This is a genomic window from Pseudoalteromonas phenolica, from assembly GCF_044788725.1.
GTDB lineage: Bacteria > Pseudomonadota > Gammaproteobacteria > Enterobacterales > Alteromonadaceae > Pseudoalteromonas > Pseudoalteromonas phenolica_C.
Genome location: NZ_CP173161.1, coordinates 1,173,417 through 1,187,424, shown reverse-complemented (window position 1 = coordinate 1,187,424; position 14,008 = coordinate 1,173,417). Strand labels below are relative to the sequence as shown.

11 protein-coding genes are annotated in these 14,008 nt (G+C 41.9%); 2 read left to right on the top strand and 9 right to left on the bottom strand.

The features are described from left to right. Positions 1 to 99 precede the first annotated feature (99 nt). Positions 100 to 990: a DUF3014 domain-containing protein gene (locus ACH784_RS05545; protein ID WP_404394003.1), complete on the bottom strand. Its 891-nt coding sequence runs from the start codon at positions 988 to 990 to the stop codon at positions 100 to 102. Between the two features lie 151 nt (positions 991 to 1,141). On the opposite strand from ACH784_RS05545, the gene ACH784_RS05540 reads away from it, so the two are divergent. Further along, positions 1,142 to 2,293 (top strand): patatin-like phospholipase family protein, encoded by a 1,152-nt coding sequence (locus ACH784_RS05540; RefSeq protein ID WP_404394001.1) that lies wholly within the window; start codon positions 1,142 to 1,144, stop codon positions 2,291 to 2,293. A gap of 44 nt (positions 2,294 to 2,337) precedes the next feature. On the opposite strand, the gene ACH784_RS05535 is transcribed toward ACH784_RS05540, so the two are convergent. Both ACH784_RS05535 and ACH784_RS05530 read right to left on the bottom strand, forming a co-directional pair. Then, the gene (locus tag ACH784_RS05535) at positions 2,338 to 2,631 is read right to left on the bottom strand and encodes a hypothetical protein (protein WP_404393999.1); all 294 of its coding nucleotides are present in this window, start codon (positions 2,629 to 2,631) and stop codon (positions 2,338 to 2,340) included. Positions 2,632 to 2,944: 313 nt separating this feature from the next. Next, positions 2,945 to 4,918 carry a cation:proton antiporter gene (locus ACH784_RS05530; protein ID WP_404393997.1) on the bottom strand — a complete coding sequence of 658 codons (1,974 nt, stop codon included), beginning with the start codon at positions 4,916 to 4,918 and terminating at the stop codon, positions 2,945 to 2,947. Between the two features lie 144 nt (positions 4,919 to 5,062). Between ACH784_RS05530 and ACH784_RS05525 the strand changes: the two genes are divergently transcribed. Then, positions 5,063 to 5,959 (top strand): GGDEF domain-containing protein, encoded by an 897-nt coding sequence (locus ACH784_RS05525; protein ID WP_404393995.1) that lies wholly within the window; start codon positions 5,063 to 5,065, stop codon positions 5,957 to 5,959. A 43-nt stretch (positions 5,960 to 6,002) separates the two neighbouring features. Here ACH784_RS05525 and ACH784_RS05520 read toward each other — a convergent pair whose 3' ends face one another. The 6 genes from ACH784_RS05520 to lpxB are packed head-to-tail and all read right to left on the bottom strand — an operon-like array spanning position 6,003 to position 13,939. Continuing rightward, a complete protein-coding gene (locus tag ACH784_RS05520) occupies positions 6,003 to 6,353 on the bottom strand; it encodes a hypothetical protein (RefSeq protein ID WP_404393993.1) in 351 nt (116 codons plus the stop codon). Next, on the bottom strand, positions 6,343 to 7,680 hold the full coding sequence (gene tilS, locus ACH784_RS05515; RefSeq protein ID WP_404393991.1) for a tRNA lysidine(34) synthetase TilS: 1,338 nt from the start codon (positions 7,678 to 7,680) through the stop codon (positions 6,343 to 6,345). The genes ACH784_RS05520 and tilS overlap by 11 nt, the downstream gene beginning before the upstream one ends. A 53-nt stretch (positions 7,681 to 7,733) precedes the next feature. Continuing rightward, complete coding sequence (gene accA, locus ACH784_RS05510) at positions 7,734 to 8,690, bottom strand: acetyl-CoA carboxylase carboxyl transferase subunit alpha (protein WP_130257115.1); 957 nt, start codon at positions 8,688 to 8,690, stop codon at positions 7,734 to 7,736. A 14-nt stretch (positions 8,691 to 8,704) separates the two neighbouring features. Beyond that, positions 8,705 to 12,196, bottom strand: coding sequence for a DNA polymerase III subunit alpha (dnaE, locus tag ACH784_RS05505; RefSeq protein ID WP_404393989.1), 3,492 nt, complete (start codon positions 12,194 to 12,196; stop codon positions 8,705 to 8,707). Continuing rightward, positions 12,196 to 12,792: a ribonuclease HII gene (rnhB, locus tag ACH784_RS05500; RefSeq protein WP_404393987.1), complete on the bottom strand. Its 597-nt coding sequence runs from the start codon at positions 12,790 to 12,792 to the stop codon at positions 12,196 to 12,198. Before rnhB ends, dnaE begins: the two co-directional genes overlap by 1 nt. After that, positions 12,782 to 13,939, bottom strand: coding sequence for a lipid-A-disaccharide synthase (lpxB, locus tag ACH784_RS05495; RefSeq protein ID WP_404393985.1), 1,158 nt, complete (start codon positions 13,937 to 13,939; stop codon positions 12,782 to 12,784). The genes rnhB and lpxB overlap by 11 nt, the downstream gene beginning before the upstream one ends. Positions 13,940 to 14,008 lie beyond the last annotated feature (69 nt).

The following is a 14,008-nucleotide window of genomic DNA, read 5'->3' as shown; positions in this document are numbered from 1 at the left end:
GAGATTATCTCCATAATGTGCTTTAGATTCAAGGAAAAACTCAATTAATTAAACCGATTGCTCAATGCTTAAGCAATCGGTTTAAAATATAACAAGTGATTAATTTGCTAGAGACTTTTGAACTGCTGCTAATTTTGTCTTAATACGTTTCATGTTTGCAGGGCCCATACGTAAGAATTGCTTTTGGGCAGCTGATAACTTTTCCCACTCTGGGTAAGCGTAACTGTAAGTTACCGAGTCTTTGATCAGTGGCAAGCTGGTTTCAGGTACTGGCGTTTCTAGAATTTCATTAATTGCTTGGTTTAACGTGTAATTGAATTCATCACCTTCATAACCAATCTCTTCATAGGCTTCAAACATAAGTGGCTGAAACTTTTTATAAAGACGAACAATTTGCGCATTACTCATTTGTGAAATCATATCAACATATGGCGTATAGCGCTCGTAGCTATTTGGATCTGTAATAATGATATCTGACTCTAGCGCCATGAATTTATCAACAGGAGCACTTACTGGTGCATGCTTTCTAGCCATTTTACCTTGAGCGAGATTATCAACAAAAACAACCGTTCTGCGGATCATGTCATCCGTTACAAATAAGCCCAGAGACTGCTCTGTAAGATACTCTTGTAAATTCTGTTTAATCTCTTGGTCGCTTTCATCAAGGCTTGGTAATTGCGGTTTAGGTGGCTGAACTTGAACAACTGGTTCTTCAGGCTCTGCAGCTACCACTGGCTCTGGCTCTACTGGCTGAGTTGGCGCTTCAATAACAGGCTCTGGCTCAGGCTCAGGCTGGCTTTGTGCTGTATTAACTGGTTTAACAGGATCTGATGCTGGCACAACAACATCTTGCTTAAACTTTTCATTTTCAGAAGGCTGTTCAGATTTATTTGATAAAACAAAAACAGCAACGACGACTAACGCCATAACAACAACGGCTGCGAAAAGCAGCTGGGTATTAGAAGGTTTTGAAGAAGGTTGTTCTGACATGTTGGCTCCGTTTAATGGCTGAACAAAATATTTCGTTGAATATTCTATAATTAGTTATAAAGTAAAGATATATCACTGAGTAATTGTTGCAAGTGATATACGGTAACTGATGGCATTCGCAGCAAAAAGTTCATAATAATTAAGGGCGAATATGGAAAAAAAACCGCAAAACACTCAGCACTCAAAGATGGCTTTGTTATTAACCGGCGGTGGCGCTCGAGCAGCCTATCAAGTTGGTGTTTTAAAAGCCCTCGCTTTGAGTATGCCTCGTAACGCAAAAATCCCTTTTCAAGTTATTAATGGTACATCTGCGGGCGCAATTAATTCAGCAGCCATGGCATGTTATGCATCTTGTATGCATTTAGCTGTGAGAAAGATTGAGTGGGTGTGGCGACAGTTTCATACCCATATGGTGTATAAAAGTTCATTTACAGGTGCCTCGAGTTACATTCTCGGCAATATGATGCGCAGTTTTCAATCTGACTATTTAAATCACCCACCTGCCAGTCTATTGGATAATTCGCCGCTTCGAGCATTACTTGATGATGTTTTAGATTTATCGCGCATTGATCGAAACTTACATAAGAAATACTTAGAGGCTGTATCTGTTACGGTATCAAGTTACTCAACAGGTAAATCCGTTGCAGTATTTCAAGCAAATAATGCCTCACCTTGGCAGCGAGCTAAACGTGAAGGCGTAGCTGGTCAAATTACGTTAGATTTACTGATGGCATCGAGTGCTATTCCCATGGTGTTTCCGAGTGTCAGAGTAAAGCACCACTATTATGGTGATGGCTCAATACACCAACTTTCGCCGCTTAGCCCATCAATTCATTTAGGTGCAGATAAAATATTCATTATTGGTGTTGAGCAGCCAAAACGCCAACGTGCCATAGGTTACGAGCCGCACTTTCCGGGCGTATCAACGGTTGCAGGTCATTTATTAGATAGTGTCTTTGCAGACACGCTGCAATCAGATTTGGAACGTTTAGAACGAGTTAACCGAACCATAGGTTTACTGCCTTCTAACTCTAAAAATAAACATAAAGAACTTAAACAGGTTTCAACACTGGTCATTAACCCAACGCAAAACTTTAATGAAGTTGCCACTGAGTGCTATGAGCAAATGCCAATGGCTGTGAGAATGCTGCTGCGCTCAATAGGTATCAAGAAAAATTCAGAATCAAGCTTAGCCAGTTATTTGATGTTTGAGAAAGCCTACACTCGTAAACTTATTGAGTTTGGATATCAAGATGGACTTAATAGGCTAGATGAAATCAGGGACTTCCTGGAACTGAATTAATTAACCAGCCCTATGATTTGATAACAAAGTTCTCTTCTCGAAGGCTAACTATCTGAGAAGCAATGATAATGCGGATCTGAGAACCACTTTGTACTTGAACTATCAAGGCAAAACGCAGTAATAATGGCGTGTTTAACTGAGCTGTTAAAGATTGTTTTGTCTAAATAAACTTTGCTAAATTGATTGGCCCTATCAAAAATCACTCTACCTCTCGGAAGACTGTGGTAAGGACTCGACGAGATATTTAAATTAAATTGCTTATAGAGCGCATTAAGCTCCCATTCTTCAAAATGTTTAAAGTCACTATCAACTAATCCCAAACTATCTTTTTTTAGCATCTGTATACATGCAGACTTATTATACCAATCCTCAATAATACTTAATCATTTTGAGGGATTAAAGCTGCCGCTAACCGCGTTAAAAATTTCTCATTTAGAACAACTAAATAGCAAAATTTTCGCCTCGTTATCGACAAGCTTTCCTTGCCTCAAAATAGATCTCTTAATTAAGAGGATTGGTATAAACTAATGTATTTTCAACAAACCAAAATATGCCTACTTTCATTGCAAACCTCGTCATTTAAAATTCCAATAGACACTCATGTTTGCTGGCATTAGAACCCTGATAATTATAATTTAATTGAACGTTACTTTAAGATAATCCTTCTAACAAAAATTGCTCTGCTCGCTCAACGCGTCTCGGCTTGCCCTTTAATAATAAAATATCGTTTGCTTGCAATTTCATTTCATCATCTGGCGACTCAATTTCTTGTCCGTCCCTTCTTAATGCAGTGATCACTACACGTTGCTTTTTCAAATCTAACTGCGCAATAAGTTTATTCACTGCATATGCTGAGTCTGGAAGAGCAATTGCGTGCAAATACTCCAAACGCTCTAAAGGCTCACTGTTTTGCTCTACAGAGCCGTCAGTGAAAAAGCCATGCAAGAACTCGTATCGGTTTTCTCGCTCTTTACTTACTCGCCTTAAAATCCGTCGCATAGGCACACCAGACATATGCAATACATGAGAGATGAGCATTAAACTGGCCTCGAGCGCTTCAGGTACAACTTCAGCTACTCCCATCTTTTTAAAGTCTTCAAGGTGAGTGTCATCGGTAGCTCGAACAATAATAGAAACTCCCGGCGCTACCCGTTTAATGGCGTCTATCACTTGCTGGTTTTGTTCAAACTCTGCCATGGTCACAATAACGAGTTTGGCTTGTTCAATCTTGGCTGATTTTAAAATGGTATTTTGCGCTGCGTGCCCAAATAAGACCGGCTCACCTGCATTTTGTGCTTCTTGGACTAATAGTGGATTACGCTCAATCGCAACGTAAGGAATGGCTTCAGGCTTTAAGAAACGAGTAATTGTTTGACCAACCCGCCCATAGCCTAAAATAAGAACATGGCCGTTTAAACTCTTATTACCAAAGTTTTTCTGAAACTGCTCATTGGTTTGCTCATTATCAAGGTTAAGTAAACTCAGTATATTATCGGTTTGACCAATTAAGTATGGCGTAAGAGCCATAGACAATACGCCCAAAGCAATTAAGAAAGAAGCGGTCGTTGACGCCATGAGTTCATGTTTTGAAGCTAAAGCGATTAACACAAAGCCAAACTCGCCCATTTGCCAAAGCAAAATCCCTGACGCAATTGCATCTTTTTTACGTTCACCAATGAGCTGTGCGCATCCCCAAATTAGCAATAGTTTTAAAACAAATAAAATCGCTAAGGCAGCACAAATGTACCAAAACATCTCAATAACAAAACCAACATTAAGCTGCATACCCACTGTGACAAAAAACAGCCCCATTAGAATATCTCTAAAGGGTCGTATTTCAGCTTCGAGCTGATGCCGATACTGACTCTCACCTAGCATCATACCTGCCAAAAACGCACCTAGAGCCATAGATAAACCGAATAGGTAGGTCAACCCCGACGCGCAAAGAGCAACCACTAAGGTCGACAAAACGAATAACTCATCGGTTCTCACTTGCGCTACTTCATTAAACACAATAGGAAGTAACCACTTACCAACAGCCCAAAGCAAAATACAAACAAACGCACCTTTCGCTAAGGCAATTGCTAGAGTACTGGCTAGCATTTGATTGTCAGCTTGAGCAAACAGCGGAATACTGATCAACAAGGGCACAACGGCAATATCTTGGAAAAGTAAAATACCGATTGAAAGCTGCCCTCTTCGCTGATTTAAGGCTCCGTTTTCTTTTAGAATTTTAACCACAACCGCGGTAGAAGAAAGCGCCATAATACTGGCAATAGTGAATGCACTTAACCAACCATAATCGAAGAATTTGACGATGGGCATAGCAACTAAAATAGTCAAAATCACTTGTAGGCTGCCCAAGCCAAAAACCAGATTGCGCATGGCCATTAATTTAGGCACTGAAAATTCAAGACCCAGGCTAAAAAGCAGAAAGACTATGCCAAGTTCTGCAATAAAGTGCATTTCATCACTCATGCTCATCCACCCTATTGATGGACTACTCGCCAACACACCTGTCACTAGGTACGCCAAGATTGCCGGTAAGCCTATTCGCTTGAATAACCAAACCAAAATCATTGCGGCAAGTAATAAGGCAAAAACTTGACTATAAATGCTCTGCAAATGGCCTCCAGAGAGTCAATTTTGTTGATGTTTATAATTCGACTTAAATTAACTATAGCAAGCGATTGTTTTTCAGCCAGTTTAAATTTCTGGCACAGAAATAGCTTATTCATCCTTAGTTATGATAATTAGGGGTTCTAACTGATGGAAAACGTCCATATTCTGACGCAACGGCTAACAACACGCGGCGATTATTTGCCGTTTAACGCCGAGCAATATATTAACCAAGAGCCAATGTTTGCTCATCGATTGGTTGAGAAATTACAAACTACGCTAGATATTGAAGAGCTGCTTGCTATTTACGCAGAGCATGCTGAGCGTATTATCAAGTTATCAGGACTACAGTTTCATACTTCTTTAGGCGCTTTTCAGTTAAAAGACAGCGACAAACAATACACTCCGTTTAGTTTTGATCTAGACCTCAACGGTGAGCATTTAGGTAAGCTTGTCTATTTTTGCCAGTACCAATTAAGTACAGCTATCAAAAACAAACTGCAATCTATACACCAAGTATTAGTGTACCCACTGAGAAATGCTTTGATGTACCAACGTGTACTTCAGCTTGCAACCAAAGATTCATTAACTGGTTTATACAACCGTAGCCAATTTAATGACAACTTGGTTCAGAGAATAGAAAATAGCCGCCGTCATCACCGTAAGTTCAGCCTGATGTTGCTTGATTTAGATAACTTCAAACAAGTAAACGATAACTTTGGTCATAAAGCGGGTGACGAAGTACTCATTGAGTTTTCGAATATTTTAAAAGCGTCTATCAGAGCGACTGACAGCGTGTATCGTTTTGGTGGGGATGAGTTTGCTATTTTGATTGATGACCCTGAGTTTGTGACAAATAAACTCATTGCAGAGCGTATTATGAAGTCGGTAGAAAGCTGTGAACTGCTTTCAAAATACGAAGTCACAACCAGTATTGGTTTTACACTTGCTGAAAACAATGACTGTGAAGACAATATTTTTGCAAGAGCTGATAAAGGCCTGTACAAAGCAAAAGCTGCAGGTAGAAACTGCGCTCGCGCAATCTAGTCTTTTCGCCAAAGCAAGCCCCTAACTTGCTTTGGCTTTCACTTTATTTCTCTGACGTTTTTAATTTACTTAAAAATGAGTAGATAAATAAGCAACTGGCCGTCCCTAAGAAAAAGCAGTTAATTAACCATGCCAAAGCAATAAAATTTGGCAAGTCAGCGATAACAACTAACACCAACGGCATTAATAAAGCGACGATAAAAAAGCTCCCCCCTTTGCCATGCCAGTATCCTAATAACAAAACTACTGTCATCGCACCTAGTATTAGTGCAGACACTAAGTTGCCAATTATCGGCGAACTATTCATAGCTAGAGGAATAAAAGCTAAAAGTGTAAAAATTATCGCAATCGGCGATTTCTTTGCTAACGATTCACCTATTTGTTTATTCTGCATGTTGGATAAGCTCCCAAGAAATACCACTTTCCTCACAAATATGTTCTGCAGACACAAAGTGCCCTACTACCTGAACTAACGCATCGTTGTAATACACTAAGGGAATATGCTCACGCTGCCATGTGGGGACTTTAAATTCTTTAAGCCAATATTTTAACGTATTACTGCGCACTTTCTTATATGGTTTTATTTGTGCTTTTAACAGGCCAAAACGGATAGAAACCACTTCACTGTCTAAAGGTTTACGCAACAATCCATTTTGTTTTTGTTGCACACACGCATGATCACTTAAGATAACTTCTGTCGTGTTTACTAATTTAACATCTAATGGTTTTGGGTATTGCGCATCAAAATACAGTTTATTTCTATAACGTCTGATCGCCCCTTTCGATAACTGCACTTGCATTTGTGCATCTTCTCGACTGTCTAGGCTTTGCGTTAAAATCTGAGACATTTGCGCCTTTGACGGCATCACTATCCCTAAATCGTTTAACCATGCTCTCACCACATTGCTCTGCCTAAGCGCACTAAACTGTTCTAACTCATTGAGCTTTAGCGTGGCTGGCACAGTGTTTTTATCTAAACAGAGCCATAAATCAGCTTGGCTTATTTCATCAATTAAGGCTTGCTGTTGTTGTAACAACTCAATACTGCGCAGCGTACTTTTTAAAAAGCCATTAAAGCGTTTTTTAAGCGGTGGAATGATTTGGTTACGTAAGAAATTACGGTCGAACTTATCATCTTGATTCGACTCATCTTCAATATGCACTAAAGAAAAAGTGCGAGCAAATGCTTCAATGTCTTCTCGGGAAATATTCAAAAGCGGCCTAATACATTGCCTGCCCGATGATAAACGAACTGTATCTTGCATTGCACAGAGCCCAGCAAGGCCAGAGCCGCGCTTGAGTCGTAATAAGAATGTTTCTAACTGATCGTCCGCATGCTGACCTAATAAAATTAAGTTACCCTGCTCTGCTAGCTCATCTAGCGCCTGATAGCGCGCATCTCGAGCAAGTGCTTCAAGGGATTGTCTAGGTTTTGGCTGAACATTAACAGTCTTGGTTTTAAAAGGAATATTCAGAGATAGACAAAGCTGCTCACAAAATTTTTGCCAGTCTTGAGCGTTTTCAGATAAGCCATGATTAACATAAATAGCTTCGACTGGAATAGACAGATGTGGATCTAGACTCTCAAGGTAGGTCTTACACAAATGTAATAACACAACAGAGTCTACACCACCCGAAAGTGCCACCGTTAGGCCTGAGCCTAAATGTAATTTTGGCTCTAATGCTGTTTTAAACTGTTTAAATAACGAGGTTTGTATCATAACTCTAAAACGCAAAAAAGCCGCATAATGCGGCTTTTTTCAAAAGCTTAAGTTTAGCAATAACCAAACGACATTAGTCGCTTGTAACGCTGCTCAAGCATATCTTCTGTGCTTAATGCCGTTAGTTCAGCAAGGTCACGGTTAAGTTGAGCTTTTAAGTTTTTCGCCATCTCATCGTAGTTACGATGCGCGCCACCTAGTGGCTCGTCGATGATGTTGTTGATAAGGTCTAGCTCTTTTACACGCGTTGCCGATACACCCATTGCTTCAGCTGCAAGAGGCGCTTTTTCAGCACTCTTCCAAAGGATTGATGCACAACCTTCAGGAGAGATAACAGAGTACGTGCTGTACTGAAGCATGTTTACACGGTCGCCCACGCCAATGGCTAGAGCACCACCAGAACCACCTTCACCGATAACCGTACAAATTGTTGGTACTTTTAACGCAGCCATTACTTTTAGGTTACGTGCGATTGCTTCACTTTGACCACGCTCTTCAGCGCCAACACCTGGGTATGCTCCCGGTGTGTCAATGAATGTAATGATTGGCATTTTAAAACGCTCAGCCATTTCCATTAGGCGAAGGGCTTTACGGTAACCTTCAGGCTTTGGCATACCGAAGTTACGCTTAATCTTTTCTGCTGTATCACGGCCTTTTTGCTGACCGATAACCATAACCGGCTTACCGTCTAAACGCGCTACACCACCTAAAATTGCAGGGTCGTTTGCGAAAGTACGGTCACCCGCAAATTCATCAAACTCAGTAAAAATGCGCTCGATGTAATCACGTGCATATGGACGTAACGGGTGACGTGCAAGTTGAGAAACCTGCCATGCACCTAATTCAGAAAATACTTTTTCAGTTAGCTCAACGTTCTTTTCTTTTAAACGAGAAATTTCTTCTTCTAAGCTCAGGTCTAAACTGCCTGAACGGCTAACATTTTGTAATTCTTTAATTTTTGCTTCTAATTCAGCAATTGGAAGCTCAAAATCAAGATAATTGAGGCTCATGCTCTACAACCTAATTAATTAAATTCTAATTCTATATCTTGTGCCGCTAACTGAGATAATCGCGTTATTAGATCATCTGTTGGCGTCACACACCATTCTGTACCTAACGTTAGTTCTGCTAACGCATCAGGACGCTGATACTGAACCTTAACTTCGCAAGTGCCGAATTTGTAAGGTTCTAAGACTTTTCGTAAATTATCGAAGAAGTTCGCGTCAATTCGCACCATATTTAGAGTCATTTTTATCGCTCTGATGCGTTTTTCACGCGCCTGAGCTATGGTACACACGTCTCTGGCTGTCATTGTAATGCCACCAGAGAAGTTATCAAAGCTGACCTGTCCAGATATTACCAAGATTTGGTTAATTTGCAGCAATTCTTGATAAGTTTCGTACTGTTCAGGAAATAAGCGTACATCAATTCGGGCGCTTTTGTCATCTAAAGTTATTAAGCCCCAACGCTGATTTCGTTTATTAATCAGCGTTCTTGCATTAATCACCAAACCGGCGGCCGTTGCGGTAACATCTCGGTTAGTGGGCTGTAAGTCAACCAATTTACCCGACGTATAGTGCTTTAACTCTTTACGATATTGATTTATGGGGTGACCCGTTAAATACAAGCCTAAGGTTTCTTTCTCACCATTTAGCCACTCTTTATCTGGCATTGGTAAAGCTGGCTCAAACGCTTGCTCAACTTCATCTGGCTCAGTCGCGAGTAAACCAAATAAGTCACTTTGACCAATTGCTTCTGCTTTATGGTGCTGTTCGGCAGCTTTCATAGCTGCAGGTAGACTAGCAATTAAGATTGAGCGACCTGCTTGGTTTTTTTCAGGACCAAGTTGGTCTAGCGCACCTGCATAGATCAGCTTTTCAACCACGCGTTTGTTCAAACGCTTTAAATCCACTCGAGCACAGAAATCGAATAAGTCTTTAAACTCTCCGCCTTGCTCACGTGCTTCTAGAATGGCTTCAACCGGGCCTTCACCGACCCCTTTAATCGCACCGATACCGTAAACAATTTCGCCTTTTAAGTTTACGGTAAATTTATATAACCCTTCATTGACGTTAGGCGGTAATAAGGCCAACTTCATGTTTTCACATTCATCAACTAAGGTAACAATTTTGTCGGTGTTATCCATATCCGCCGACATTACCGCAGCCATAAACTCGGCTGGGTAATGAGTTTTCATCCATAGCGTTTGGTACGAAACCAGTGCATACGCTGCTGAGTGAGATTTGTTAAAGCCGTAACCTGCGAACTTTTCTACCAAGTCGAAGATCTTCATGGCGAGTTCGCCATCGACACCGTTGTTTACGGCACCCTCTTCGAAGGTTGAACGCTGCTTCGCCATTTCTTCAGGTTTTTTCTTACCCATCGCACGACGAAGCATGTCAGCGCCACCTAGCGTATAACCTGCTAGCACCTGCGCGATCTGCATTACCTGTTCCTGATAGAGAATGATCCCGTAGGTTGGCTCTAGAATAGGTTGTAAACTGTCGTGCTGATACTGAGCATCTGGGTACGAAATTTCTTCTCGGCCGTGCTTACGGTCGATAAAGTTATCTACCATGCCCGATTGGAGTGGACCCGGTCGGAATAAAGCTACCAGAGCGATCATATCTTCGAAGCAGTCGGGTTTAAGACGACGAATTAGGTCTTTCATACCACGAGATTCAAGCTGGAACACCGCGGTGGTTTCAGCGCGAAGTAAAAGCTCAATACTCGGTTTATCATCAAGCGGGATAGCATTAATATCGACAGGCTCTTTACCTTCTCGAGCTAAACGCTCGTTGGTCATATCTAGCGCCCACTGTAAGATTGTCAGTGTTCTTAGACCTAAGAAGTCAAACTTAACCAAGCCCGCAGTTTCAACGTCGTTTTTATCAAATTGCGTAACCGGGAACTTACCTTCTTCATCGCAATACAGCGCGGCGAAATCAGTAATGGTCGTTGGCGAGATAACAACACCACCGGCGTGCTTACCGGCGTTACGTGTACAACCTTCAAGAATGCGACACATGTCGATAAGCTCTTTTACTTCTTCATCGCCGTCGTAAGCTTCAGGTAAACGCGGCTCGACATCAAAGGCTTTAGCTAGGGTCATACCCGGATCTGGCGGTACTAACTTTGATATACGGTCAACGAAGCCATACGGGTGACCGAGTACACGACCTACGTCACGTATTACTGCTTTTGCGGCCATAGTACCGAAAGTGATGATCTGAGATACCGCGTCCCGCCCATATAACTTGGCTACGTGGTCGATTACCTCGTCTCGTCTATCCATACAGAAGTCGACGTCGAAGTCGGGCATCGAAATACGTTCAGGGTTTAGGAATCGTTCGAATAGTAGGTCGAATTCAAGAGGATCAAGATCTGTGATCTTCAGAGCATAAGCTACTAATGAACCCGCACCCGAACCACGCCCGGGTCCTACTGGAATATTGTTATCTTTACTCCACTGGATGAACTCCATTACGATCAAGAAGTAACCTGGGAATCCCATTTGGTTGATAACGTCGAGTTCGATTTTAAGACGTTCATCATACTCAACGCGTTTTTCTTTACGTTCATCTTCGTCAGGGAATAAGAACTGCAAACGCTCTTCAAGACCGTCTTCAGAGACCTTAACCAAGAAGTCTTCAATTTTTAAATCACCAGTCGGATAATCTGGTAAGAAGTAAGTTCCAAGCTGCACGGTCACATTACAGCGTTTCGCAATTTCAACCGTGTTCTCAAGCGCTTCAGGAATATCGCTGAACAACTCAATCATTTGCTCAGGCGTTTTTAAATACTGCTCTTTTGAGAATCGTTTTGGACGGCGTTTGTCTTCGAGCGTGTAACCATCGTGAATTGCAACACGAATTTCGTGCGCATCAAAGTCATGTTCGTTTAAAAACACCACTTCATTGGTGGCAACAACCGGCAAGTCACGTTGCTCAGCCAGTTTCACCGCCTCATGTAAATAATCTTCTTCGTCTGCACGACCCGTTCTGATCAGCTCAAGATAGAAATGATCTTTGAAGTGTTCTTCATAGAAAGCAACAGTGTCTAATGCCAACTGATGATTATGCTTTAGAAGCGCCTTACCCACATCGCCGTCTTTACCACCCGAAAGTAAAATTAAGCCTTCTTTGTGCTCAGCTAGCCACTGTTTATCAACCACTGGACGATGGAATACATGACCACGCTGATAGGCTCTCGAGATAAGTAAAGTCAGGTTTTTGTAGCCATCGTTATTTTTGGCAAGTACCACTAAACGGCATGGCTCATCAGGAAACTCATCACTTTTAAGCCAAATATCCGCCCCGACAATGGGCTTAATACCTGCACCATGTGCCCCGCCATAAAAACGTACAAGGCCACATAAGTTCATTTGATCAGTAATAGCAAAGGCTGGAAGCGCTAACTCTTGTGCTCGCGCAACGATCGGCTTGGTCTTTGCCAAACCATCAACCATAGAGAAGTCACTGTGAACGCGTAAATGAACAAACTGCGGTGCTGGCATTACTGCTCCTTACTTTGCAAAATTCGCTGTACGGGCTTAAACGACGTGCGGTGGTATGGCGTTGCACCGTATTGCTCTAGGGCTGCAAAATGCGCTTTCGTTGGATAGCCTTTATGACCTGCAAAGCCATATTCTGGGTATTGTGAATCAAGCTCTAGCATTTCTTGGTCACGTGCAACTTTTGCTAAAATTGACGCTGCACTGATCTCCTCTACTAAACTATCGCCTTTCACCACACTCTGCGCTGCCATGCTTAGTTTTGGTAAGCGGTTGCCATCTACAAATACAAATTCGGGCTGAATAGTCAGACCTTCGACAGCACGAGTCATAGCAAGCATGGTCGCATGTAAAATATTCAGCTCATCAATTTCAGCCACACTGGCACGGGCAATATGATAGCAAAGTGCTTTTTCTTTGATTTCTGCAGCGAGCGCATTACGCTTTTTCTCAGTGAGCTTTTTAGAATCAGCAAGGCCTTCAATAGGCTTACTCGGATCTAAAATAACCGCAGCAGTGACAACATCACCTACTAGTGGGCCACGACCAACTTCGTCTACACCGGCAATATATTTAACATTTGGTCGTTCAATTTGCATTTATAAGCTCCTTAACTGCTAGAGCCGCTTGTTTGCTGGCATCAAGTCGAATGTTGTTATGAATATCGTAAAATTTATCTATGAGCGCTTGGCTATCGCCTTTTAGCATCGGAAAAAGCGCATCGGCTAGCGCATCGCTATTGCATTCATCTTGTAAAAATTCAGGCACTAAGGGCGCATCAGCCAACAGGTTTGGAAGAGAGAAATACTTAATATTAAAAGTAAAAAAGTTTTTGAATATCCAATAACTCACCGGCTTAAACTTATACCCGACCACCATAGGCTTTTTATAAAGCATGGCTTCAAGTGTCGCGGTACCTGAGGCTAGTAATACGGCGTTTGCCGCGGTCATCGCTTCGCTAGATTGGCCATCTAACAGCTGAACTTTTAGGTTTGGTGCGGCTTTTTCTTTAATCTCGGTAAATTGCGCTTTGCGTTTATCGTTTACTAAAGGCACGATAACTTTTAACTCGGGAATACGCTCTTGTAGTTTTTGGGCGGTTTGCAGATACGTCTCGCTTAATAAGCCCACCTCAGAGCCGCGACTGCCCGGAAGCAGTGCTAAAACGGTATCTTCCGCAGAAAGGTTTAGCTTGGTTCTCGCCGCATTGGTATCGGTTTCAAGGGGAATGTCATCGGCTAAAGTATGACCCACAAACGTGCACGGCACGTCATGTTTGTCATAAAAAGCTTTTTCAAATGGTAATAACGACAAAACCAGGCTAGTAGCTTCAGCAATATTAAAGATGCGTTTTTGACGCCAAGCCCACACTGAAGGGCTCACATATTGCACTGTTTTTATGCCAGCCGCTTTTAATGGTTTTTCTACACGAAGGTTAAAGTCTGGCGCATCAATGCCCACATAGACATCTGGTGGATTATCTATAAAGTGTTGGACTAGCTGTTTTCTGATTTTCAGCAAACGCGGTAAGCGACCTAAAACTTCAACTAACCCCATTACTGAGAGCTCTTCCATATCGAATAAACTCTCACAGCCTTCAGCCTGCATTTTAGGGCCAGCAATGCCGATAAATCGTGCATTAGGATAATGTACTTTCAACGCTTTGATTAAGCCTGCACCCAAAATATCGCCGGACAACTCGCCCGCGACAACACCAATTGTGATTGGCTGTGTATTTGTCGTCATGTTCTAATTCTTTTTAAATAAAAACGCCATACACGTTAAATTGTATGGCGTTTGTACATGCTTTAAATA